Origin of the sequence: Pseudoalteromonas sp. S2755 (genome assembly GCF_005886535.1) — a bacterium.
GTDB lineage: Bacteria > Pseudomonadota > Gammaproteobacteria > Enterobacterales > Alteromonadaceae > Pseudoalteromonas.
Genome location: NZ_PNDS01000080.1, coordinates 1 through 25,171 on the forward strand (window position 1 = coordinate 1; position 25,171 = coordinate 25,171).

The following is a 25,171-nucleotide window of genomic DNA, read 5'->3' on the forward strand; positions in this document are numbered from 1 at the left end:
TTAATTCAATTGGTATTAGATGTATACGTGATTGGCTCATCCACACTCACCATAATCGTTAACTAAGAGACTCTCGTAACCAGAGGAGTTTATTCACCAAGTTTTAGCTAATCTGCACATTTAAATATACCCAATCAAAAGCTTGGACTTAGATAGTGCTTGGTGGGAGGTTAATTTTGTTGAGTTTGAATATTATGGTGTGGGTCTATTTGCTTATGTGCATCTGCACCTTTACGAGAATAAGCAGTGGTCTTAATCTAATACTAGCGGTTGTACTGTACGGGTTATGAAAAAGAAAAAGCCGAGCTATGCTCGGCTTTTTTGTGTCTTTAATAAGACTAATTACTCTGCAGACTGTGCGTCTTCTTGAACTTCTTCAGTCGCTGGGCGATCTAGTAGTTCAATGTAAGCCATTGGTGCATTATCACCTGTACGGAAGCCACACTTAAGAATACGAGTGTAACCACCTGGACGATCCGCGAAACGTGGACCGATCTCAGTGAACAATTTACCAACTACTTCTTTATCACGCGTGCGAGCAAACGCTAAACGACGGTTTGCTACGCTGTCAGTCTTAGCCAGTGTGATTAAAGGTTCAATTACACGGCGCAGCTCTTTTGCTTTAGGCAAAGTAGTTTTGATGATTTCGTGCTTCACCAAAGAACCAGCCATATTGCTAAACATCGCTTTGCGATGGCTGCTGTTACGGTTTAATTGACGACCACTCTTACGATGGCGCATGACCCTATCCTTCTAACTAAACTAATATAGTAACTTAGATTACTCAGCTAGACTTGCAGGTGGCCAATTTTCTAGGCGCATACCTAGAGATAGACCACGTGAAGCTAGCACGTCTTTAATTTCAGTTAGAGACTTCTTACCAAGGTTTGGTGTTTTCAGAAGCTCAACTTCAGTACGCTGTACTAAGTCACCGATATATTGAATTTGCTCGGCTTTCAGACAGTTTGCAGAACGTACAGTTAGTTCTAAGTCATCAACTGGACGAAGTAGAATCGGATCGAACTCCGGCTTCTCTTCTTTCTCTTCTGGCTCAGAAACATCACGTAGGTCTACGAATGCATCTAATTGCTCAGCAAGGATAGTTGACGCACGGCGGATCGCTTCTTCAGGATCTAAAGTGCCGTTCGTTTCCATATCGATGATTAGTTTATCTAAGTCTGTACGCTGCTCAACACGAGCTGACTCAACCGAGTACGCAATACGCTCAACCGGGCTGAATGATGCATCTAGCAACAAACGGCCGATTGGGCGCTCATCGTCATCAGAGGATAAACGACTAGACGCCGGTACATAACCGCGACCACGCTCAACACGAATGCGCATGCTGATTTCGCTATTGTCAGCCGTTAAGTGACAAATGACATGCTCAGGGTTGGCGATAGTCACATCTCCGTCGTGCTGGATATCAGCCGCAGTCACAGGGCCTACACCAGACTTAGTCAGGGTAAGGAAAACTTCATCTTTACCTTCTAGAGATACCGCTAGACCTTTAAGGTTTAACAGAATTTCAATGATGTCTTCTTGTACGCCTTCTTTCGCGCTGTACTCGTGCAATACGCCGTCAATTTCAACTTCTGTCACAGCACAACCAGGCATAGATGAAAGAAGTATACGACGTAGAGCATTACCTAGTGTGTGGCCAAAACCACGCTCTAGAGGCTCTAAAACTACTTTAGAACGCGTTGAGCTTACAGCGTCGATATCGACTAATCTTGGTTTTAGGAATTCGGTTACAGAACCCTGCATTTTATCCTCTCTTAACTCTTAACTTTACTTCGAGTAAAGTTCGACGATTAGTTGTTCGTTAATGTCCGCAGACAGATCAGAACGCTCTGGTAGACGCTTGAAAGTGCCTTCCATTTTCTTACCGTCAACTTCAATCCAAGTTGGCTTTTCACGTTGCTCAGCCAACTCTAGAGCAGCGATGATACGCGCTTGCTTTTTAGACTTCTCGCGAATTACTACTACATCTTCAGGAGTAACTACGAAAGAAGGGATATTAACAACACGACCATTAACCATAACCGCTTTGTGGCTTACTAGCTGACGCGCTTCAGCACGTGTGCTTGCAAAACCCATGCGATATACAACATTGTCTAGACGTTGCTCTAGAAGCTGTAACAAGTTTTCACCTGTGTTACCTTTAAGGCGAGCAGCTTCTTTGTAGTAGTTACGGAATTGCTTTTCTAGTACACCGTAGATACGACGAACTTTTTGCTTTTCACGTAGCTGTAAACCGTAATCAGATAGACGACCTTTACGTGCGCCGTGCTGACCAGGTGCTGTTTCTAGTTTACACTTAGAGTCAATTGCTCTTACGCCGCTTTTAAGGAACAGGTCAGTACCTTCACGACGACTCAGCTTGAGCTTAGGGCCCAAATATCTTGCCATGTTCTTTCTCCTAACCTATTGTTATACGCGACGTTTCTTCGGTGGACGACAACCATTGTGTGGAATTGGCGTCACGTCAGTGATGTTAGTGATACGGTAACCAGCAGCATTCAATGCACGAACAGCAGACTCACGGCCTGGACCTGGACCTTTGATGAATACTTCTAGGTTCTTAAGACCGTACTCTTGTGCAGCAACACCTGCACGCTCCGCAGCAACCTGTGCAGCGAATGGAGTAGACTTACGAGAACCACGGAAACCTGAACCACCCGCAGTCGCCCAAGAAAGAGCATTACCTTGACGGTCAGTGATGGTCACAATCGTGTTGTTGAAAGATGCATGAACGTGAGCCATGCCGTCAACAACCTGCTTTTTGACCTTTTTACGACGAATTGGTGCTTTTGCCATAACTTACCCCACCTTATTTCTTGATAGGCTTGCGAGGACCCTTACGAGTACGCGCGTTAGTCTTAGTACGCTGACCACGTAGTGGTAGCGAACGACGGTGACGTAAGCCACGGAAACAACCAAGGTCCATAAGACGCTTGATGTTTAGTGTAACTTCACGACGAAGATCACCTTCAACAGTGTACTTGCCAACTTCTTCACGAAGGATGTCAAGTGTTTCGTCATTTAACTCGCCGATTTTAGTAGTTTCAGCGATACCTGTCGCAGCTAAGATCGCCTTAGCGCGAGTTTTACCTACACCATAGATGCTTGTTAAACCGATAACAGCATGCTTATGATCAGGAACGTTAATGCCTGCGATACGGGCCACTAACATATCTCCTATAAATAAACTTGATTATCATCTTGCTGGAAAGCCCGTATAGGATACCCAACCGACATTCAAGTTTTACCAAAGAAACAGGCTAAGTAAAGTTACTCAGCCTGCACGACTTAATTTGCTTAGCCTTGCCTTTGCTTGTGCTTTGGCTCACTGCAGATCACACGTACAACACCTGCACGCTTGATTACTTTGCAGTTACGGCAAATTTTCTTAACGGAAGCACGTACTTTCATTACTCAACTCCGTAAACTGACCTTAACGGCCGTAGCCTTTAAGGTTCGCTTTTTTCAGCACAGAATCATATTGATGTGACATCATATGAGTCTGTACTTGTGCCATAAAGTCCATGATGACAACAACGATAATCAGAATCGATGTACCGCCGAAGTAGAATGGCGTTTGCCATGCCATAGTCATAAACTCGGGCACCAGACAGATAAAGGTTATATACAAAGCACCTGCCAATGTCAGGCGTGTCATCACTTTATCAATGTATTTAGATGTCTGCTCACCTGGACGAATGCCTGGAATAAAAGCGCCAGATTTTTTCAGGTTATCTGCTGTCTCACGCGGGTTAAACACCAACGCAGTGTAGAAGAAGCAGAAGAAGATAATAGCCGCAGCTAATACCATCGCATACAGTGGTTGACCTGGAGTCAATACTGCTGAGATAGCTTGTAGCACATCAGCGACCGGACCTTCACCTTGGCCAAACCAGCTTGCTATTGTACCAGGGAACAAAATGATACTGCTAGCAAAGATTGGTGGAATAACACCCGCCATGTTAACTTTTAATGGTAAATGCGTGCTTTGAGCAGCAAATACCTGACGACCTTGTTGACGCTTCGCATAGTTTACAACGATACGACGTTGACCACGCTCGAAGAACACAACTAGGTAAGTTACAGCGAATACGATTACCGCAATCAATAACAATGCTAAAATATGCAGATCACCTTGGCGCGCCATTTCTGCTGTCGAACCAATTGCAGACGGCAGGTTAGCTACAATACCAACAAATATTAGAACTGAGATACCGTTACCGATACCACGCTCAGTGATTTGTTCGCCCAACCACATAAGGAACATCGTTCCCGTGACTAAGCTCACTACAGCTGTGAAATAGAAGCCGAAGCCTGGATTCACAACTAGGCCTTCCATCATATTAGGTAGACCAGTAGCGATACCTATCGATTGGAATGTAGCAAGCACAAGCGTACCATAACGCGTATACTGGCTGATTTTCTTACGCCCTTGCTCACCTTCTTTCTTAAGCTCTATCATCGCAGGATGTATGTGCGTTAATAGCTGCATAATAATCGAAGCCGAGATGTACGGCATAATACCTAGCGCCAATACCGATGCACGCTCAAGCGCACCACCGCTGAACATGTTGAACATCTCAACAATGGTGCCCTTTTGTTGCTCGAAGAATTCGGCAAGTACAGCGGCGTCAATCCCAGGGATTGGCACAAAAGAGCCCAGACGGTAAATAATGATAGCACCCAATACGAATAGTAATCGGCGCTTCAGTTCCGCAAGCCCACTTTGTGCACTTTGCATATCTTGACCTGGTTTAGCCATAGCGTACTTCCTTAGTCTTCTACCTTGCCTCCGGCAGCTTCGATAGCTTCGCGTGCACCTTTAGACACTTTCATGCCTTTAACAGTAACAGCGCGTGAAACTTCGCCAGATTTTACAACTTTTACGAACTGGATGTTCTTTTTAACGATACCAGCTGCCTGTAACGCGTTTAGATCTACCACATCGCCTTCAACTTTAACGATTTCGAATAGATTCACTTCTTTAGACACAAGAGATTTGCGTGAAGTGAAACCAAACTTAGGTAGACGACGTTGCATAGGCATTTGACCGCCTTCGAAACCAACGCGTACTTTACCGCCAGAGCGTGACTTTTGACCTTTGTGACCACGACCACCAGTCTTACCAAGACCAGAACCGATACCACGGCCAACACGCTTACCAGCTGTTTTTGAACCTGCAGCAGGTGAAAGTGTATTCAAGTTCATCGAATTACCCCTCAACCTTAACCATGTAAGAAACTTGGTTGATCATACCGCGAACTGCTGGCGTATCTTCTAGCTCAACAGTGTGATTGATACGACGTAAACCAAGGCCACGTAATGTAGCTTTATGCTTCGGTAAACGACCGATTGAGCTACGTACTTGAGTTACTTTTACTGTGTTTGCCATGGTGTCTTACCCCAAGATTTCGTCAACGCTAAGACCACGCTTCGCAGCAATACCTTCTGGAGAATTCATATTCTCTAGCGCTGCGATAGTTGCGCGAACGATGTTGATCGGGTTAGTTGAACCGTATGCTTTAGATAGTACGTTCTGTACACCAGTTACTTCTAGTACTGCACGCATCGCACCACCTGCGATGATACCTGTACCTTCAGATGCTGGCTGCATGTATACTTTAGAACCCGCGTGGCGACCCTTGATTGGGTGCTGTAGCGTGTTACCTTTTAGTTCAACAGTGATCATGTTGCGACGTGCTTTTTCCATTGCTTTTTGAATAGCAGCAGGAACTTCACGTGCTTTACCATAACCAAAACCTACTTTACCAGCGCCATCACCAACTACTGTTAGTGCAGTGAAGCTAAAGATACGACCACCTTTAACCACTTTAGACACACGGTTTACCGCGATTAGCTTTTCAGCCAATTCAGGCTGTTGTGCTTTTGCTTCTACGTTAGCCATTGTCTACTCCTAGAATTGCAGACCGGCTTCGCGCGCAGCATCAGCTAGCGCCTTCACACGGCCGTGATATTTAAAGCCACTGCGATCAAAAGCGATTTTTTCAACGCCTTTGTCAGCTACGCGCTCAGCGATTGCTTTACCAACTGCTTGAGCCGCTTCGATGTTGCCTGTGCCTTTAACTGTTTCAACAATTGCTTTTTCAACAGTAGAAGCAGCAGCCAGTACATTACCCTCAGCATTGATTACTTGAGCGTAAATGTGACGTGGCGTGCGGTGGATAACAAGACGTGTTGTGCCTTGTTCGATAATATTTCTACGAGTGCGCTTAGCACGACGTAGACGAGCTGTTTTCTTATCCATCGTCTTACCTTACTTCTTCTTAGCCTCTTTACGACGCACGTGCTCATCAGCGTAACGTACACCTTTACCTTTATAAGGCTCTGGTTCACGGTATGAGCGGATGTTAGCAGCTGTTTGACCAACTAACTGCTTGTCTGCGCCTTTAACAACAATTTCAGTCTGGCTTGGAGCTTCGATAGTGATACCTGTTGGGATCTCGAAGTTCACTGGGTGAGAAAAGCCAAGGGTTAAATCTAATGTATTACCCTTAACTGCCGCACGGTAACCAACACCTACTAGCTGTAGTTTCTTCTCATAACCATCGTTAACACCAACAATCATGTTGTTGATTAGCGCGCGTGCAGTACCAGCTTGAGCCCAAGCATTAGCAACTTCACGAGGAGCTGTAGTGATAACGTTGTCGTTTAGTGAAACTTCAACCGCATCGTTGATTGTGCGAGTTAATTCACCGTTCTTGCCTTTAACTTTGATGTCCTGGCCGTTAATTGTAACTTCAACACCGGCAGGAACATTGATTGGAGCCTTCGCTATACGAGACATAGTTCCCCTCCGATTAAGCTACAAAGCCAATGATTTCACCACCAACGCCAGCGGTACGCGCAGCGCGGTCTGTCATCAGGCCTTTAGAAGTTGATACGATAGCGATACCTAGACCACCCATTACCTTAGGTAATTCGTCACGTCTCTTATAGATACGTAGACCAGGGCGGCTAACACGCTGGATGTTTTCGATTACAGCTTTGCCTTCGAAGTACTTAAGTTCGATAGTCAATTCTGCTTTTACGTCACCAGATACTGCGAAGTCAGTGATATAACCTTCGTCTTTAAGTACCTTAGCTACAGCTACTTTCAGCTTTGAAGTTGGCATTGAAACAGATACCTTCTTCGCAGACTGACCGTTACGGATACGTGTGAACAAATCCGCAATTGGATCTTGCAAGCTCATGTCTTACTCCCGTGATTCTATTACCAGCTAGCCTTTTTAAGGCCAGGAATTTCACCGCGCATCGCTGCTTCGCGAACTTTGATACGGCTTAAGCCGAACTTGCGAAGATAACCATGAGGGCGGCCCGTGATGTTACAACGATTACGTTGACGTGAAGGGCTAGAATCGCGTGGTAAAGACTGTAGCTTTAACACTGCATCCCAACGCTCATCATCAGATGCATTAACATCGCTGATGATAGCTTTTAACGCAGCACGCTTTTCAGCATACTGAGCAACTAATTTAGCACGTTTTACGTCACGTGCTTTCATTGAATTCTTTGCCATAACCCTACCCTTACTTTTTGAATGGGAAGTTGAACGCTTCTAACAACGCACGGCCTTCGTCATCTGTTTTCGCAGAAGTAGTGATTGTGATATCCATACCGCGAACGCGGTCTACTTTATCATAATCAATTTCTGGGAAGATGATTTGTTCACGTACGCCCATAGAGTAGTTACCGCGACCGTCAAAAGACTTTGCGCTAACACCGCGGAAGTCACGAATACGTGGCATCGCGATAGAGACTAAACGCTCTAGGAAATCCCACATACGCTCGCCGCGTAGGGTTACTTTACAGCCAATTGGGTAACCTTCACGGATCTTAAAGCCAGCAACTGATTTGCGTGCTTTAGTCACTAGAGGCTTCTGACCAGAGATTGATTCTAGGTCTGCTACTGCGTTTTCTAGAATTTTCTTGTCAGCTAGGGCTTCGCCCACACCCATGTTAAGTGTGATCTTTTCGATCTGAGGGACTTGCATGACAGAGCTGTAACCGAACTTCTCTTGAAGCTCTTTTACCACTTTGTCTTTGTACACTTCATGCAGTTTCGCCATCGTCTACTCCAACTATTAAATAGTTTTACCGGTAGACTTGAAGAAACGGACTTTTTTACCGTCTTCAAATCTAAAACCTACACGATCCGCTTTGCCAGTTTCGGCATTGAAAATCGCTACGTTTGATACGTCGACTGACGCTTCTTTCTCAACAACACCGCCAGCTTGCTGTAGTTGTGGTACAGGCTTCTGGTGTTTCTTGATGATGTTAACGCCTTCAACAAATACTCGGCCAGTTTCAGTAACAACTGAAAGCACTTTACCGCGCTTACCTTTGTCTTTACCGGCTAGTACGATTACTTCGTCATCACGACGGATTTTTGCTGCCATGATCGACTCCTTATAGTACTTCTGGTGCTAGTGAAACGATCTTCATGAACTTTTCAGTACGAAGTTCACGAGTCACAGGGCCGAAGATACGAGTACCAATAGGCTGTAAGTTATCATTTAAGATAACAGCCGCATTGCTATCGAAACGGATTAAAGAGCCGTCTGGACGACGTACGCCTTTTTTAGTACGCACTACTACTGCGTTTTTAACATCACCTTTCTTCACTTTGCCGCGAGGAATCGCTTCTTTAACAGAAACTTTAATGATGTCGCCAACCGCTGCATAGCGACGGTGCGAACCACCAAGGACTTTTATACACTGCACTTTGCGAGCGCCGCTGTTATCAGCAACGTCCAGCTGAGTTTGCATTTGGATCATCTTAATGACCTCCGGTGTAGTTACAACTCGCCTAGATTTCGTTCAAAATCAAGGCATTTAGGTTAAATTCCACTCAAAAAACTGTGATTATGTCTTTCAAGGGCGGGCAATTGTATCAGCAATGTCGCATCAAAGATAGTTCAATTTTTAATTAATTTAACGCGTTAACATGACGTACCGATTACAGTTTGAGGATATGGCGGCAAGCAATCGAGAATTCAACCACTTGCGCATATATTGAACAAATTTTACAGCGGAAATTTTGTTTCGATTATTGTTTAAGCATATCGCTTAGTAGGCTGTGAACAAGAATTTCTCATCCTTTTCTCACAAACAAGCTCAAGCTTTGAGCAAACAAGCTCAAGCTTTGAGCAAACAAGCTCAAGCTTTGATCAAACAAGCTCAAGCTTTGAGCAAACAGCTATATGGAGCGACGAGAGAATTTTAGAAACCGTCAAGTCGAGATAAATCTCGACCTACGGCTCTCTTTTACTTTTGATGTAATCACCCACATTGCTTACGGTGTCTAGCCAATAACCATTTTTTGGGTCCTGTAAGTAAGGAATAAGCTGGTCTAACATTTTGGTATCTACGGTGTACATGCCTTTTTCACCCACTTCATGTCCAGCAAGTATGATCCAACTATTATTTGCCCTAAGATGCTCCAGTAGCCCTTTTAGTTCTTCAAAGCTAACACCGTCCATCCTGATTCCGGTGAGTTGCGCAAAGTCAGTATAAGTTGGGTGGTTAGCGGTTTCATCTAACCACGTACGGCCACTGTCAAAATACTTCGCAATCACTGGTACATAACTTTTTACTTCAGCGCCGCGACCAACAAAGGTATTACCACAAGGGTATGCAAAGCTTCTGGGGGTTACGCCCAAATGCTTTTCAATATATTTTGTGGTGCTTACTACATCGCGTTCTATGTAGGCCAAATCAACTTGTTCCAGCCCTTTGTCCTTTTCCCTTAGCCAAGCAAAGTTACCCGTACATAAGTGTTCACTGGTGTGGTTGCCTATTTCATGCTCCTGCTTCGCCGCGGCTTGCCACAATGCGAGCTTTTCCTTCACCTGTGGTGGCATAACATAAAATGTGCCTTTCACCTTATGGCGATTGAGTAGCGGCACTCCCACATCAACTTGACTTGGTCTTGCATCATCAAACGTAAGGCTTATTGCGTTACGAGCATTATTAGGATAATTAAAGGTTTGGTTGCTATCAGCCGCTATACTAGAAGTATTTACGAGCAGAGCGCTTGCCATCATGGCAGCCAAACTGAAGTGAGAAACTAAATTAGAAGATAACTTTGCCATTTGTTTGTCCTTATTGTTATTTATCCTTATAACCTATATGAGGCTGTGAGTATGACAAAGTGTTAAATTTTCAACTTGTTATTTGCGACTAAGGCCAACGCAAATGGTACTAATTTAGTATTTTTAGCGATACACTAATCCCAATAATAAAAGAGAAAGACAGCGCTGTGTTGAAGTTAGAAGAATACTATCAGGACGTGATCTTGCTCGCCGAAGGCGGAATGAGCAAAGTGTACCTTGCTACCGACAAAAAATTAGGCCGCCGAGTAGCGGTAAAGGTGATATCACTAACTCAGCACACGCAATCAGATGCACTCAACGAAGCCCGCCTGTTAGCGCGTTTTAACCATCCAAACATAGTACAAATTTATGATGTATTTGAAAGCGATGGCCAAATGGCTTTGGAAATGGAATATGTGCAAGGTGCAACTTTACAGCACTACACAAAAACACACGTATTAACTACCGAGCAAAAAGTCGAGCTGCTAAGTCATATAGCCGATGGGCTGGCCTCAGCTCATGGCCAGAACATTCTTCATTTAGACTTAAAACCTGGCAATATACTGGTTAATGAACAGAGCGTAGCCAAAATTGCCGACTTTGGTATTTCACAATTAGAAGACAACCAAGCCTCTCGTCCACATACCAGTTACGGTAGTCTCACAGCAATGTCACCAGAGCAGCTTCGTGATGAAACGCTAGACAGTCGCAGTGACTTATTCTCATTTGGACTAATAGCCCATCAACTGTTAGCAGGACATCATCCTTATTTCGAACAAGCTGACGATGGCAGTGACAAATCTATTGCTGAACAGATCAAGTTCCAGCCGTTAAAAGCCAGTGCTAAACGTATTTTAGATATTCCCCCTGCACTGGCACAGCTCATTGATCGCCTATTGCAATATGACAAAAACGCTCGTCCAAGCAGCGCGAATGAAGTCAGTCAGCAGCTAAAGCAAATTTTACACGCCTTTAGCTACGATAACAGCGAAGCGACAGTGTCACTTGAACAAATAGAGCTACGAGATAGAGCTAGAGAGAAAGCCAAAGCACGTAAAAAGCAACTAGGTATTGCAGCACTTTTCACCTTTTTAGCGTGCTTAGCCGTTGGTGGGTACTGGTATTGGCAGGAAACCAAGCCTAAGATCTATATTGCAGCGCTACCGATAAAATTCACTAACTCTTTTCAACTACTTGAAGCGCATCAACAAAACATCGAGTTAGCAATTAACGACGCACTTAAACAACATTTTTTAAGTAACAGTGATTACGTCTTCATTTCAGACAGTGAAGTAGAGCAAACACAAAAATTTATTGGTGTTGAAGCACCATTAAAGGCATTGGGGCGAGCGTTAAATAGTAATGAGCTCATTACGATAAAACTAGACTGTAATATTCAAAGCTGTGACATCGTTATCGACTTAGTTGATGCGTCTAATGGAGCCTTAATTAATAGTGCGCGAACGATGACCTCGAATGAAAACTACAGCCGTGTTTTTGCTATTACAGCCTCGGCCCTCACTTCATTAACCGGAGGCTCAACTGATTTAGCCACTAGCAATAAAACACTACTGAATAACTACGCCACACTGCATGATGCGAGTTTAGTAAAAGAGGCGGACCGCGCTGCGATATTAAAAGAGTTAACAACGCTGATTGATACTGCGCCGGACTTCCTGCCGCTGTATTCACTTTACTCTGAACTCGCGCCGCAGTTATATAGAGATAGTTCGAATGACCAAGTACTTCTAAACTGGGAACAAGTATTACAGCAAGCCCCCAAGAGATTAAAAGCAAGTACAATTATTCAAGGGTCCTATCTCAAGTTTTATGCTCTTGCAAAAGACAAGAGCCATGCCAAAGAAACCTTTTTAGCCATTCAGAACTCAGCCAAGGACGAGTATCAAAAGCATGCTCTGATCAGCATCTACTATAATTTAATAGACGATTACGCTTCGGCACTTCATCACACTGAGCTTGCCTATGAACTTAGGCCAACCTTAAAAGTCATCCGCAACGCAGCCTTGTTCAATATGAAGCTTGGCCAATATGAAGAAGCCTTGCCGTACTTACGAGCAGCCAGCCACTACGGCCCAGATAATCTGAAAACACTGAAGGCCATTGCTGATATCTCTCTTTTACTTGGCAAGCTCCATGACGCAGAGAAATCTTATCAAGCTCTAGTTAAGCGCTCATATACAAGTACTGCTACCTTTAATAATTATGCCATTGTATTGATGTTATTAGGTGATTTAGAGCGGGCACTCGAGTTTGCTGAACGAGCAACTCAGTTGGCGCCCAGTAATGTAGAAATCTTACTTAACTACGCAGACATATACTCACTAATGGGCGAGAAGGCGAAAGCCAGTGAAGTGTATCTGCAAATTTTAGCCAGTGATCCAGCAAGCCAAGTTGAAGTCGTGCGCATCCAAGCTCTAGCACACCTAGGTAGGCATCAAGAGGCATTAATAGCAATTGATGAATATTTGGCTGAGTATCCCGATTCAGCTGAGGCTTTTTACGTAAAATCGCTAATTCAAACGCTGATAGAAGAAAAGTATTCCGCGATGGCTTCACTGAAAAAAAGCATTGATTTAGGCTGGAGCCCGTCTTTTTATCGCCTGTCATGGTTCAAGACATTATGTCACTCACCATCACTTGAATTAAGAATTGGCACAGAACACTTTACCTATCTGTGCCAAGTGCAAATTACGAATTAACCTGGAATATCTGGGTCGTCAATAATCACCCTTGGATCTTGAGAGAAATAACGCACAGCACCATTTGCGGAATTGTATTGAGCAACAAGTCTGAACTCAATATTCGAGTTGTTATTGTCTACGAGTGTAACAACCCTCGCACCAGGGTTAGCTGAAAGCGCTTTGATATCATTTTCACTTAGCGTATTCGCAACATTCAATGCTTCAATCTTCACCTCAACCGTTAACTCATCTTTTAATGTGCTTGTAAGGTTATAATTGAAATTGTCTTGCGCTTCGGTAAAAAAAGTACCGTTTTCAGCAAAGCTCCAGCCGGCTTCATCAGTAACGAGCTTATAAGTTAGAACAGCGCTTTCACCCTGAGCTAATTTAAGTTCAACTGGTTTATCGTCATTTGAAAATATCCAGTTACCCTCAGCTTTTGGCGTCACCGTGTATTCGAGTAAAATAGGTGTACTCATTCTTTTATCCTTCGTTTGTTTATAGAGCTATTCGCATCTATCTAAGCACATGAATAGCAGTAATTCTATTACAGCTGGTTACAGTTTATAGGCATAAGTCATCATAAGCTCACTATAACTGCATATAGATAATTAACTCGCGATAAATATAGAACAAGGGCTACCATCGGCAAGCCCTTGTTTAGCTGAAATTGATTTAAAACAAACAGATGAGCTGTTTATTGAAGCGTCATAAAGATCTATCCACCAAACAAACCTTTAAGTTTGTCTTTTACCTTATCCTTAACCTTGTCTTTGGCTTTGTCTTTTGCCGCTTCTTTTAGGTCTAAGCTAGTTTCAACTTTGTGGAATGGACCTTTGATCCGCACCGGAATTTTAAAGCCGGTACTGTCATCGCTGCTGGCTTGCCCTTCAATGGTATCAACAATTCCAGTCACCACACGATAATCAACTAAAGTTTGTGGTAAATCAACGGTGCCCTTGCCTGTCACTCGTAGTAACGGGCTTGCCAACGAGAAGTCATCGTTTTGACCTACGCCTTTGGTAAAGACAAAGGTGCCAGTCATGGCTGAGAAGTCGGTTTTTTGATCTGGGTCGAAATTGGCATTGAGTCCTTGCGATACCGAAGAGAAGTCACCTTTGAGCATCTCTTTGCCCTTACGGATCATCTCAGCAAGGTTTGCGCCTTTTACGCCACCATCTTTGAACTCAAAACCTAATTTACCATCAAGAGCATTCACAAATTGCTTTTGACTGACACCTTGTGTGTTTAACGCCCAATTAAGACTACCTTTGCCCAATACTTTGTCAAAACCAATGGCATCGGTCAGTAGTGGCTCAGCGTTAATTGCCGTTAATGCAAAGTCAGTACTGATGACATAAGGTTTTGCTACTGCATTTACAACAACCTTACCTTTACCCTGACCTTCATAGGCTTGGAACTTATCTAGGCTCAGTGTCGCCTTACCTGAGTTAAGTACTAAGCTGATTTGGTTTTCGCCAAGCTTAATTTCTCTCGCACGTAGCCCTGTAGAGGTGATCTTCACATTCGCATTGAGGCTATTAAGTGCTGACAAATCAATTGCAGTGTCATCCCACACGATAGGCTGTGCTGGTGCGCCTTCTGACTCAGGTTGCGTTTGTGGTTTTTCCACAGGTTCTGGCAAATACGGGTTAAAATCTAACATGCCAAGGTCAACACTCGCGGTAATATCAGGCTTACCTGAGAGGGTGACTTTGCTTTGACCTTTTATTACCAATTCGTCCAAGGTTGCCTCTAAGGCATTGAGAGTAAAGACTTGCCCTTGCATCGTCATTTTAGCGTTTAGGCCAAAGTCGTTGAACGCATTTTCTTTGGCTTTTAGGTCAACGCCCTGCCACTTAGCTAGCGCTTTTACCGAGTCGCCAGTCAAGGCTAATTGACCGCGAATGGTTTTACCTTGCTCTGCAATTTCACCTTTATAGTCAAGGTTGAACAGCGCTGATTTTACTTGTTGTTCAACATTAAAGGTTTCACCTTCGATCGCCTTTGCGGGGTTATCGAGTGTAGTAACTAGGTTAAAAGTTTGACCTTGAAAAGTCAGCTTGCCGTCGACTTCTAATGGTTGGTACAGTGACGATAGCATCATGCTAATGTCTAAATCAGTTACCTGATATTCAGCGCCTGTCACACCATCAAGGTAAGTCACCGAACCACCATAAATCGCCACTTCGCCAAGGCTAACATCTAAGCCTTCTGGTAACTGCATATTACCTTGTGAACTGGTTTGCGCCGTTGGCGTGTTTTCTGCACTGGTGGGTAGCAACTGCCAGTTAGCATTACCTTGTTTGTCGGTTTCTAGGATAATTTTAGGATTATTGATCACAAAGCGCTCAAGCTTAGCTTCACCAGACAGCGCACTTAACCACGGAATATGCACGGCAAGTTGCTCCATGGCGAACATATCTGGGCGACTGCCCGTTGCCATGTTGGCAAATCGCACTTGGTTTAGCTCAATGTGCAGCGTTGGGAAAATACCGATGTCAGAGTCGCCATCGATCGACAGTTTTCTACCTGTCACTGACTCAACCTGTGACGTGACTTGGTCAATAATTGCCTGTTTGGGGATTAAAAACGGGGCTGCGATAACAAGAATAATAATAAGCGCGACAATGGCGCCTACGATTTTAACTAGCCGGTTCATTGCTTTTCCTTCGTAAGGCTTGGTTCTCTTTATGATAACGGCTGTAGTCGAATATACCATGAATAAAGGCAAATAATTTGTACTGAGCGATTGCAACCTTTTGACTAATCGGTATGATCCTCGCCCTTGCCAGTTTTTAGCGTCATTAGCTATATTTTACTGGTTGGTTTATTAATCAAACTTGGAGTATCTAACCCGCATGAAGAAACTGCTCATATCACCGTCAAACATGGCCTTGGGCGAACAAGAAAGTCAGATTTATCAAAATATCCTCAAACAAGCCACGGAGATCAGCCTTAATCTGATGGCGGTTAAGGTGGAAAATCACCCTGAAGATTTTCTTGGTTGGTGTTATGAACTGCTTGATGTGGCGAAAAATCGTATCAATTTTGATTTACTGGATGACCATCAATTACCCACAGTGAAAAAGCTACAAGATCTGCTCATCGCAGCGATTAGCTATATACAACTCAAGACGTTACGCATTGCGCCTTGGCCTATGGTGGCTGCATTTATTGCTAGTCATAAAGAAGTGATTGCACTAGATGAGCAATTAAAACTGATTGAATACCTTAAACCAATGCGCAGCACTCCACTTAAAGACATGATCAAAGAAGATCGCCTCGCCTTTAGCGGTAAGCATGCTGCAAATTTAGATACCAGCGTGTATCAGTTTGACGTGGAGTGGTTTGCCTCCACCAAAAGTGCAAAAGGCTTTCACCAGTTATTAGATGACCTTCCGGGTGCTTTTGATGAAGCGCTAGCCGCAATCCCTGCAGAAGGTGACGTGACGCTCGAGCATTACCAATCATTTATGGTGGGGTATTTAAGTGCCTTTGCTGGCAGCGAGGAAAAGCCAACGCTTGCACCAGCCACTCGTCTATTAGCAATGCGTCGCCCAGATGTGTTCACACCAATAACCTCGAGCAAGCTTGACGCTTTATGCCAAGCGCTTGGTGTTGCTAAGCTAAACAATCGCGATTTTGAGCGTTACTGGACCGATGTCGTCAGCACCGTTAAAGCAATGCCATGGTATACGATGGCCGCTCCCGTGGATGAATTTGAAACACAACTTGCTGAAATTAAAGCGCTGCTACCATGCCTTTTTTATTACGCGGACAAAGACACCGCCACTAACTCCAATTACTTTAAGCTACTGCATAAGCCTAAGCGCACCGGCACCAGTGGTGGCAAAAAGACCGTACGCCGCGGTAAAGAATCTGCAAAAGTGTTAGTCGACCGCGCCCTTGCGGATGAGTCTATTCCAGAGCATATTCGCGCCAAACGTGACTCGATAGTCGCTGAAGTAGAAAAAGGCCGCAGTGTTGATGAAACCATCAGCCTAATGCGCACCATCTTTGGATAGCTAACCTAAACTTCAATAACGGCTAGCGCAATCTATAGCTTGCATTAATACTGTGCAAGCTATGGTACTTTGCACCAGCCATGTGCAACATTTATGCAAATCACTCTGTCCTACTTTCGAAACTCAGAAATTAAATTCTAATATTTTTAATAACATAGAATAAATTCTCCGCCATTTCCTGACGTTGGCCTCCCCCTTGCACTCACTCTTTGCAGAAAATGCAATGACAACAACCGAATAATAACTCTGCGTTCAATGGGGAAAACAGAATGAAAAACAAACCTTTACTTATGCTACTCGGCGGCCTGACTGCGTGCTTTTGTGTCTCTGCTCAGGCGGAAGTGACCGCGAATATTGCGGCAAGCTCAAATTATTACTGGCGTGGTATCACCCAGACTGATGACGGCGCAGCGGTGTCTGGCGGCTTGGATTATAGCAATGAGTCTGGGTTTTATGCGGGCACTTGGGTCTCTAACATCGACTTTGGCGACTCAGCCAGTTACGAAATGGATCTGTACGCGGGTTACGCTGGCGAAATCAAGGGCATGAGTTTTGATTTCGGTTATATCCACTACACCTATCCCGATGCCAGTGGAGATATTGATTTTGGCGAGATTTACGCCGCGCTTGGCTGGCAATACTTTACGTTTAAACTAAGCCACCTAGCCACAGCACAAAGCGATTCAACCGCAGAAGAAGACATGCTTTATGCCGAAGTGTCGGCCAGCTTCCCCATTTTTAAAGACAGTGAATTAACTCTACATATTGGTCGCTCCAGTGGAGACACAGTGCTTGAGTGGACAGGAGAAGATGACGCTTATATGGATTACGGCGTGAGCTTATCTACGCAAGGCTTTACCTTTGGATTAGTAAAAACCGACTTAGACAGTAGCGACGATATTAAAGCTTACGTAAGTTATGGATTAGATTTTAATCTGTGATGACCAAAGGTGAGCGGTCCTGTGACAACCGCATCACCTTATTTTTTACTTGCTGCAACACGTAGGGCCGAAAGGCCCTTTTTTGTGGCTGAATTTGCAAAACTGTCGCGTAAATTGGCTCCTATCCAAACACATACCGCTTTATGGTACGCTATGCCCAGTAGACGCTGTCCAAATGCGATACCACTGCTCGCGACTCATGCTAAGTGACTGTGAAGTAAACGCGCTGGCAACTCGGGTGATATTTCCTGTTCCAAGCACAGTGGCAGGTTTCGATGGGTGCATGGCAAGCCATGCGTAGATCACTTGATCAATTTCAGTGCTACCAACCTCTTCACCCACTTGCTGTAACACCGCACGCAGGCGTTTGGCTTTTTCATCTTCATTGGAGAATATTCTGCCCCCTGCCAGCGGCGACCACAGCATAGGGTTCATGCCTAGTTGCTGGCACTGATCAAGCGTGCCATCGTCAAGCGCTTTCATCTCATAAGGTGAAAACTCAATTTGGTTGGTCACTAAACTGAAATCGAGCCTCGATTGCAATAAGGCAAGCTGAGTGGGTGTAAAGTTCGAGACCCCAAAATGCAGTACATCACCGTTTTGTTTAAGGGTATTAAACGCATCGGCAACTTCATCGGCATCCATCAGATAATCTGGGCGATGGATCAATAGCACATCTAACCTATCCGTGCCGAAGTGCTTTAGTGACTGCTGCGCTTGGGCAATGATATGCGTCTTGCTCGAATCATAATGGTTCGCCTTTCCCGCTAATCCCAAGCTCGGAAATGCGGGCTTAATGCCACATTTGGTGATGATGCGAATGTGCTCTCGAATGCTAGGCTCTAGCGCTAAGGCTTTACCGAACTCAGCCTCACACTGATACTCACCGTAAATATCAGCATGATCAGTATCACGTATTCCAAGCTCAATCGCTTGCTTTAAAAAGCGTAAACTTTCTTGCGGCGTAATTTGCCAGTCTAAAAGCCGCCAAAACCCCAATACTAATGGGTCAAGTACGCGGGTGTTTGAATTCATAACGTAATTCCTACTTTTGCAACCACTTGCTTGGCCTTATCAACAGCACTTTCAGCCGAGTCTGCGCGCGCTAACGCCACACCCATTCTGCGCTTGCCACTCACCTCTGGTTTACCAAACAAACGAATATCCGTTAGTGGCTCTGCAAGCGCCTGTGCAAGATTGTTGAACTGTAATTGTGTTGACTCCCCTTCGACAAGGATCACGCTAGATGCCGATGGTCCATGGAAGTGAATGGTGGGGATAGGCAAGCCTAAAATCGCGCGAGCATGCAGTGCAAACTCACTTAAGTCTTGCGAGATAAGCGTAACCATACCGGTATCATGTGGCCTTGGTGAGACTTCGCTGAAGTACACTTCATCACCCTTAATAAAGAGTTCAACGCCAAACAGACCCCGACCACCAAGTGCTTCCGTGACTTTTTCAGCCATGACTTTACTGCGCTCTAGTGCCAACTCAGACATCTGCTGCGGCTGCCAGCTTTGCTGATAATCACCGTCTTGTTGCACATGCCCAATTGGCTCACAAAAACTTGTGCCATCAATGTGGCGTATCGTCAAAAGCGTAATTTCGTAATCAAAATCAACAAAACCTTCCACAATCACTCTGCCTTGACCTGCGCGACCGCCCTCTTGTGCGTAGTGCCAAGCGGCTTCCATATCTTCGGCGCTTCTAATCACGCTTTGCCCTTTACCCGACGAGCTCATGATAGGCTTAACTACACATGGCATGCCAATGCGCGCGACAGCAGCATTAAAGTCTGCCAAGGTGTCAACAAACTGATAGGGTGAAGTGGCAAGTTCAAGCGTTTCAGCAGCAAGACGGCGGATCCCTTCACGGTTCATGGTCAGTTGAGTCGCTTTGGCGGTTGGCACCACTGTGTAACCTTCAGCCTCTAATTCCACCAGCTTATCCGTCGCAATGGCTTCGATTTCCGGCACGATATAATCAGGTTGCTCTTGTTCTATAATCGCTTTGAGTTTTTCACCATCCAACATAGACAAGGTATAGCTGCGATCTGCCACTTGCATCGCTGGCGCATTGTCGTAGCGATCTAAGACAATCACTTCAGCACCTAAGCGCTTAAATTCGATAACGACTTCCTTCCCTAACTCGCCACCACCGCAGAGTAGTACTTTGCAAGCAGTTGCCGAAAAGGGCGTGCCCAGTGGTTTGATTTTCATGATGATTCCTTGGTTGGTTTGATGCCCTATGGTAGCGAGTTTTTGTCATATGCAAAAGCTCAGAAGAGGGCAATTCAACCGAAATCACAAAATACACATTTCAAACACATTTTTTACATATTGTACACAAAGAGCATTTTTATATTTAAAGGATTACTTCAATGACCGCCCAGTCTCCTATTGATTACAGCACTCAGCCGCAGATCTTATTAACGCAAGCATTCAGTCAATACGCCAATAAAGTCGCACTGGTATTTAACGGCACGCAAGTCACCTATCAAACACTTGAAGAGCAGGTAACACGAGTCGCCGCGAATATTCAGCAACAAGCGAACCTGAGCCAATCTCAATCGCCTTATGTGGCACTATATCTCGAGCGTGGCATTGATATGGTCGTAGGGATCTTAGCGGCAATCAAATCAGGACTGGGTTATATCCCGATTTCCACTGAGGCACCCAAAGCTCGCTGCGAGTTTATTCTTGAAGATAGCCAACCGGCGCTTATCGTCACCCATGGGCATTATCAAGCGCTACCACAATTTGGCCATACACCTCAAGTGTTGATCGAATCTCCTGCAACGCAAGCCTTTGTTACTCCTGATTATAAAATGAGTGATATTGCTTATGTGATCTACACCTCGGGCACCACTGGCACGCCAAAAGGCGTAGAAGTACCTCACCAAAACTTACTTTATTTAGCTGAATCACAAATTGGCCGCTTTGAACTTGACCAACTTGACCGCGTTATGATGTTTGCCTCTTATATTTTCGATGCTAGCGTGTTTGAGCTGCTCGTGCATATCATGTTAGGCCAAACTGTATTTGTAACGACAGAAACCGAGCGACGAGATGCCAAAGCGCTAAGCCAATTAATCTCAAAAAATGCGATTCAATTTGGCGCTATCCCTCCTGCATTGCTGGCTTTGATGGACCCCCGAGATTTGCGCTCTATGCGCAAATTAATCGTCGCAGGAGAAACCCCAAATCTAGAAATGCTTTCTCGACTCTCAGAAGTCACGCGAGTGTTTAACGGCTATGGTCCTACCGAATATACCGTGTGCACCTGCGCCAATGAATATACCAATGCCGACACCGAATTTAATATTGGTCAACCTTTTGTGAATACCAGACTTTATGTGCTAGATGAGCAATTGCAACAAGTAGCCAATGGCGCTATCGGTGAGCTCTATATTAGTGGTGCAGGTTTAGCAAAAGGATACTTAAACCGTCCTGAACTCACAAAGTCTCGATTTATCGCCAACCCCTATTATCAAGCAGAAGTCGACCCTGTGCATTTCGCTAGACTTTATAAAACTGGCGACTTAGTAAGTTTTGACGGTGATAATTATCATTTTGTTGGTCGTAATGACAACCAAATTAAGCTACGCGGATTTCGTATTGAGTTAGGTGAAATAGAAAAAGTTGTTGCCCAACATGAGGCGGTAAAACTGGCAAGCTGCCAAGTAGTACAACGAGGTAATGCTAAGTTCTTGGTGGCCTTTATCGTTCCCCATAGTAAACCCACAGCAGACCTTGGACAACACATCAGCCAGTTAGCAGAAAAGTTACTGCCAGACTATATGCTGCCTGATCACTATCAATGTTTAGACGCATTACCCATGACCGAAAACGGGAAAGTAGATAGCCGCGCACTCGCTAATTACGAATTAAGTAGCCAACAAGACCAACCGCAAGATCAGCTTAGCCAAGAACAACAAGCTTTTTTAGCGCAGTTTCAAGGTTTCTGTTTGCCAGGTCTTGGCTGGCAACAAGATTTTTTCCAACAAGGTGGAGACTCCATCTCCGCAATCAAACTTAGCAACCAGTTATTTCAGCAGCTCGGCTTAAGCGTGCCAACACATCTAATCTATCGCTATCGTAGTGCTGGACAAGTATGGCAAGCAATGCAAACTCAACATTTTGAAACCATTGCGATTCCAAAGCGCGGTGCTGATTTTGAGGAAGTTGCCCCGCTATCACTGCAACAACGCGCGATTTGGTTTTTAGCCAAAGCCGATCCGAGCGATAAAGCCTATCATGCAAAGTGTACAATCACCTTCAGTGGCGATTTAAATGTACCTGCACTACGAGGTGCATTACAAGATATCGTTGATAACCATGCGATTTTCCGTACTAGCTACGACTTGCACGAGCCGCTGCAGTATATTGCAAAGCACTACCAGCAAGACGTGCCTTACTTTGACTTTAGTGAGTATCAAGAAGCACAAGCATTAGCTGAGGTCGACAAACTCGTTAATGGTCATATGAATGATATTTTTGCGATTGACCAATTACCGCTGGCACGCTGGGCAATTGTAAAAATTAGCGAATGTAAACATGTACTTATTCATATTGAACATCACTTAGTACATGATGGTTGGTCTTCTAACATCTTCCTTGATCACCTATTTAGTTGTTATAAACAGCGTTTGAATGGCGCAAGCCAAGGTACTCTGCCAGAAATCACACAATACGCTGATTACGCAGCCTATCAGCATCAATGGTTGGGAACAGAGCAAGCCGAGTTGCAACGTCAATTTTGGAAGGCACAACTTCAAGACGCACCGAGCCGCATTAACTTGCCTGTTTCTCGTCTCGGCGAAACCGCAACCGAACGTGGTCGCGCACACCGAGTTAAACTGCCTCGTTCGCTATGGAACAATTTAAAAGCCTACAGCCAAGCGCATCAGATCACGCCATTCGCCGTTGCCCTTGCGGCATTAAATATTGTCCTTTCGCGCTTTAGTGGCGATCAGGATATTTGTATTGGTTCTGGCGTTGCAAATCGAGGCTACACCAATGTGGATGATACCATTGGTATGCTCGTCAGCACCGTAGTGGCGCGAGTACAGCAAACACCAGAAATGTCTGTTGAACAACTGGTACAGCATTGTTTTGAAGTCAGTAACGATATGCTGGCCAATCAAACCCTACCATTTACTGAAGTCGTCGCGGACGTAAACCCTGAGCGCATCAAAGGCGTCAATCCGTTATTCCAGATCTGTTTTAGCTTCCATGATTCACCACTCCCAGAGCTCACGCTTCCGGGATTAGATGATATTGATTATTTCGAGGCAATCAGCAGTCAAGCGGCTAAGTTTGAGATTAATATCGTGGTGCTCACCCGAATGGGGCAAGATCAGGATGATTCGGTCACTATGTTATGGGAGTTTGACTTAAACCGCTATGACCCTTGGTTTATCGATGCCTTAAGTGACAACTTTAGTCATATTCTCGCGCAACTTATCAGCGTTGATGGGCAATTACCGCTTGAGCAGTTGAGTTTACAAAGCCATGTTGAGCGCGATGTTCAAATAGCGCAGCACCAAAGCCAAGATTTACTGTCACTATTTACGCATCACGCGCAGTCTCGCAACCAGCAAACTGCACTTATCACCAGTCAAACGGAGTTAAGCTATCAGGAGTTAAGTACTCGGTCAGACAGCCTTGCTGCACATATTCTTAAGCAGTATGGCACGCTTGAGTATATCGGCCTATACCTGCAGCCCGGCATTGACACAGTGGTTGCAATGCTCGCCATCATGAAAGCTGGCGCCGCTTATGTGCCGCTATCGCCAAGAGCGCCAGCTGCCCGCAATGCTTTTATTATTGACGATGCTCAGCTCAAGTTAGTATTAACTAACACCATAAGTCAGCAAAGCTTGAGCGAAAATGAGCAATCAAATTGGCCACTGTTAAACTTGGATAATACATTCGCGCCTTGCGATATTGCACTTTGCCAACCGTCGCCTGATTCTGCAGCCTACATTATTTACACCTCAGGTACGACAGGCCAACCTAAAGGCGTTATTCAAAGCCATAAAAATGTTGCCCGCTTGCTATCTGCCAGTCAACCGCTTTACCACTTTAATAGCGAAGATACTTGGGTGCTTTATCACGATACGATTTTTGACTTTAGTGTTTGGGAAATATGGGGAGCACTGTGTCATGGCGGTCGGTTGTTTATTCCAAGCTACGAAGAAGCAAGAGACAGTTTTGGTTTTGTAAAGCAGTGTGAGCAATTTGCTGTCACCGTGCTTAACCAAACTCCCAGTGCATTCTATAATTTTAGTGATGTTGCCATTTCTGCGGCGGCGTCGCTCGATAGCCTTAGCACTGTGATCTTTGGTGGTGAACAGCTCAACTACGATAAACTGAGCCCTTGGTGGCAACGCTTTGGCCAGCGTATTCAATTGGTCAATATGTACGGTATTACTGAAACCACAGTACATGTCACCTATCAACCTTTACACCCTAACATGAATACCCAGATTGCTGACATTGGCGTGCCGCTCAATGATATGCAGGCTTGGGTGCTGGATAGTCAGTTACGTCCCGTACCTGTGGGCTGTCCTGGAGAGCTGTTTATCTCTGGTGCAGGTTTGGCGATTGGGTATTTGAACCAACCAGAGCTGAGCGCCACTCGCTTTTTCGAGCTAACGCTCAATGGCAAACTCACCCGCGTTTACAAAACCGGTGATAACGCCAGATTATTACCAAGCGGTCATTTAGAATACCTAGGTCGTTTGGATAACCAAGTGAAGATCAGGGGTCATCGTATCGAGCTTGGTGAAGTCGAATCCCAATTGCTCAGCTGTAGCGGTGTTAAAGAAGCAGCAGTGATCACCTATACACGCCAAAATCAAACGGCGTTAAGTGGCTATGCTGTGATGGAAAACCATGCTTATTTTGACGCCGAGCAGTTACTTAACCATCTACGAACGCAGCTGCCAGCATATATGGTACCGGATAGCATCACCCAACTCACGGCGATGCCACTCACCGTAAACGGAAAGCTAGATAGCAAAGCACTACCGCTACCGCAGATGTCATCATCAAATCAATACGCCGCGCCGCGCACAGCGCTTGAACAGACGCTTTGCCAAATTTGGCAAACCACATTAGAACTGGAACAAGTCGGTATCCATGATAACTTCTATCGTCTAGGTGGTAACTCCATCTTAGCAGTGCAGCTCGTGCGCAATGCCCAGAAATGGCATCAGATTGCGATCCCGTTATCAGCGATCATTGCCAACCCATCGGTTGCTGCTCTGGCGCAATACCTAGACACCATAGAGCTGGGTGATATCACCCAATCTCAAGACGCACCTGTCACCACCTCTTCACAGGTGATGGAGCTATAGT

The 25,171-nt window shown here is 44.9% G+C and carries 26 protein-coding genes; 4 read left to right on the plus strand and 22 right to left on the minus strand.

What is annotated here, in order from left to right; translation table 11 throughout:
* Positions 1–342 precede the first annotated feature (342 nt).
* The 18 genes from rplQ to CWC03_RS13850 form a co-directional block, all read right to left on the minus strand.
* Positions 343–741, minus strand: coding sequence for a 50S ribosomal protein L17 (gene rplQ, locus CWC03_RS13765; protein ID WP_039493510.1), 399 nt, complete (start codon positions 739–741; stop codon positions 343–345).
* A 39-nt stretch (positions 742–780) separates the two neighbouring features.
* The gene (locus CWC03_RS13770; protein WP_010378288.1) at positions 781–1,767 is read right to left on the minus strand and encodes a DNA-directed RNA polymerase subunit alpha; all 987 of its coding nucleotides are present in this window, start codon (positions 1,765–1,767) and stop codon (positions 781–783) included.
* Positions 1,768–1,791: 24 nt separating this feature from the next.
* Positions 1,792–2,412: a 30S ribosomal protein S4 gene (rpsD, locus tag CWC03_RS13775; RefSeq protein ID WP_010378286.1), complete on the minus strand. Its 621-nt coding sequence runs from the start codon at positions 2,410–2,412 to the stop codon at positions 1,792–1,794.
* Between the two features lie 21 nt (positions 2,413–2,433).
* Complete coding sequence (gene rpsK / locus CWC03_RS13780) at positions 2,434–2,820, minus strand: 30S ribosomal protein S11 (RefSeq protein ID WP_010378285.1); 387 nt, start codon at positions 2,818–2,820, stop codon at positions 2,434–2,436.
* Positions 2,821–2,833: 13 nt separating this feature from the next.
* Positions 2,834–3,190 (minus strand): 30S ribosomal protein S13, encoded by a 357-nt coding sequence (gene rpsM / locus CWC03_RS13785; RefSeq protein ID WP_010378282.1) that lies wholly within the window; start codon positions 3,188–3,190, stop codon positions 2,834–2,836.
* 131 nt (positions 3,191–3,321) lie between these two features.
* Positions 3,322–3,435, minus strand: a complete 114-nt coding sequence (gene rpmJ, locus CWC03_RS13790; protein ID WP_002959476.1) for a 50S ribosomal protein L36 — start codon at positions 3,433–3,435, stop codon at positions 3,322–3,324.
* Between the two features lie 22 nt (positions 3,436–3,457).
* A complete protein-coding gene (gene secY / locus CWC03_RS13795) occupies positions 3,458–4,786 on the minus strand; it encodes a preprotein translocase subunit SecY (protein ID WP_010606805.1) in 1,329 nt (442 codons plus the stop codon).
* Between the two features lie 11 nt (positions 4,787–4,797).
* The gene (gene rplO, locus CWC03_RS13800) at positions 4,798–5,232 is read right to left on the minus strand and encodes a 50S ribosomal protein L15 (RefSeq protein WP_128725677.1); all 435 of its coding nucleotides are present in this window, start codon (positions 5,230–5,232) and stop codon (positions 4,798–4,800) included.
* A gap of 4 nt (positions 5,233–5,236) precedes the next feature.
* Positions 5,237–5,416: a 50S ribosomal protein L30 gene (gene rpmD / locus CWC03_RS13805; protein ID WP_010378276.1), complete on the minus strand. Its 180-nt coding sequence runs from the start codon at positions 5,414–5,416 to the stop codon at positions 5,237–5,239.
* 6 nt (positions 5,417–5,422) lie between these two features.
* On the minus strand, positions 5,423–5,929 hold the full coding sequence (gene rpsE, locus CWC03_RS13810; protein WP_010606806.1) for a 30S ribosomal protein S5: 507 nt from the start codon (positions 5,927–5,929) through the stop codon (positions 5,423–5,425).
* Positions 5,930–5,938: 9 nt separating this feature from the next.
* Positions 5,939–6,289 carry a 50S ribosomal protein L18 gene (rplR, locus tag CWC03_RS13815; protein WP_010378271.1) on the minus strand — a complete coding sequence of 117 codons (351 nt, stop codon included), beginning with the start codon at positions 6,287–6,289 and terminating at the stop codon, positions 5,939–5,941.
* Positions 6,290–6,298: 9 nt separating this feature from the next.
* On the minus strand, positions 6,299–6,829 hold the full coding sequence (rplF, locus tag CWC03_RS13820) for a 50S ribosomal protein L6 (RefSeq protein WP_102057674.1): 531 nt from the start codon (positions 6,827–6,829) through the stop codon (positions 6,299–6,301).
* A gap of 13 nt (positions 6,830–6,842) precedes the next feature.
* Entirely contained in the window at positions 6,843–7,235 is a 393-nt protein-coding gene (gene rpsH / locus CWC03_RS13825; protein ID WP_010378266.1) for a 30S ribosomal protein S8, read from the minus strand.
* A gap of 20 nt (positions 7,236–7,255) precedes the next feature.
* On the minus strand, positions 7,256–7,561 hold the full coding sequence (gene rpsN, locus CWC03_RS13830; RefSeq protein WP_095728862.1) for a 30S ribosomal protein S14: 306 nt from the start codon (positions 7,559–7,561) through the stop codon (positions 7,256–7,258).
* A 10-nt stretch (positions 7,562–7,571) separates the two neighbouring features.
* A complete protein-coding gene (gene rplE, locus CWC03_RS13835; protein ID WP_010378262.1) occupies positions 7,572–8,111 on the minus strand; it encodes a 50S ribosomal protein L5 in 540 nt (179 codons plus the stop codon).
* Positions 8,112–8,126: 15 nt separating this feature from the next.
* Positions 8,127–8,441: a 50S ribosomal protein L24 gene (gene rplX, locus CWC03_RS13840; protein WP_010378260.1), complete on the minus strand. Its 315-nt coding sequence runs from the start codon at positions 8,439–8,441 to the stop codon at positions 8,127–8,129.
* A gap of 10 nt (positions 8,442–8,451) precedes the next feature.
* Positions 8,452–8,820 (minus strand): 50S ribosomal protein L14, encoded by a 369-nt coding sequence (rplN, locus tag CWC03_RS13845; RefSeq protein WP_010378257.1) that lies wholly within the window; start codon positions 8,818–8,820, stop codon positions 8,452–8,454.
* A 476-nt stretch (positions 8,821–9,296) separates the two neighbouring features.
* Positions 9,297–10,136 carry a polysaccharide deacetylase family protein gene (locus tag CWC03_RS13850; RefSeq protein ID WP_138582382.1) on the minus strand — a complete coding sequence of 280 codons (840 nt, stop codon included), beginning with the start codon at positions 10,134–10,136 and terminating at the stop codon, positions 9,297–9,299.
* 167 nt (positions 10,137–10,303) lie between these two features.
* Here CWC03_RS13850 and CWC03_RS13855 point away from each other — a divergent pair, with 167 nt between their 5' ends.
* Positions 10,304–12,856, plus strand: coding sequence for a serine/threonine-protein kinase (locus CWC03_RS13855; RefSeq protein WP_138582383.1), 2,553 nt, complete (start codon positions 10,304–10,306; stop codon positions 12,854–12,856).
* On the opposite strand, the gene CWC03_RS13860 is transcribed toward CWC03_RS13855, so the two are convergent.
* Both CWC03_RS13860 and CWC03_RS13865 read right to left on the minus strand, forming a co-directional pair.
* Complete coding sequence (locus CWC03_RS13860; protein ID WP_138582384.1) at positions 12,853–13,317, minus strand: DP-EP family protein; 465 nt, start codon at positions 13,315–13,317, stop codon at positions 12,853–12,855. The genes CWC03_RS13855 and CWC03_RS13860 overlap by 4 nt on opposite strands.
* A gap of 239 nt (positions 13,318–13,556) precedes the next feature.
* Positions 13,557–15,500, minus strand: a complete 1,944-nt coding sequence (locus CWC03_RS13865; RefSeq protein ID WP_138582385.1) for an AsmA family protein — start codon at positions 15,498–15,500, stop codon at positions 13,557–13,559.
* A 199-nt stretch (positions 15,501–15,699) separates the two neighbouring features.
* On the opposite strand from CWC03_RS13865, the gene CWC03_RS13870 reads away from it, so the two are divergent.
* Entirely contained in the window at positions 15,700–16,866 is a 1,167-nt protein-coding gene (locus tag CWC03_RS13870) for a hypothetical protein (protein ID WP_171040263.1), read from the plus strand.
* 269 nt (positions 16,867–17,135) lie between these two features.
* Positions 17,136–17,807 (plus strand): TorF family putative porin, encoded by a 672-nt coding sequence (locus CWC03_RS13875; RefSeq protein WP_138582386.1) that lies wholly within the window; start codon positions 17,136–17,138, stop codon positions 17,805–17,807.
* A 141-nt stretch (positions 17,808–17,948) separates the two neighbouring features.
* Here CWC03_RS13875 and CWC03_RS13880 read toward each other — a convergent pair whose 3' ends face one another.
* On the minus strand, positions 17,949–18,842 hold the full coding sequence (locus CWC03_RS13880) for an aldo/keto reductase (RefSeq protein WP_138582387.1): 894 nt from the start codon (positions 18,840–18,842) through the stop codon (positions 17,949–17,951).
* Positions 18,839–20,026, minus strand: a complete 1,188-nt coding sequence (purT, locus tag CWC03_RS13885; RefSeq protein WP_138582388.1) for a formate-dependent phosphoribosylglycinamide formyltransferase — start codon at positions 20,024–20,026, stop codon at positions 18,839–18,841. The genes CWC03_RS13880 and purT overlap by 4 nt, the downstream gene beginning before the upstream one ends.
* A gap of 161 nt (positions 20,027–20,187) precedes the next feature.
* Here purT and CWC03_RS13890 point away from each other — a divergent pair, with 161 nt between their 5' ends.
* Positions 20,188–25,170: a non-ribosomal peptide synthetase gene (locus CWC03_RS13890; protein WP_138582389.1), complete on the plus strand. Its 4,983-nt coding sequence runs from the start codon at positions 20,188–20,190 to the stop codon at positions 25,168–25,170.
* Position 25,171: the final 1 nt, after the last annotated feature.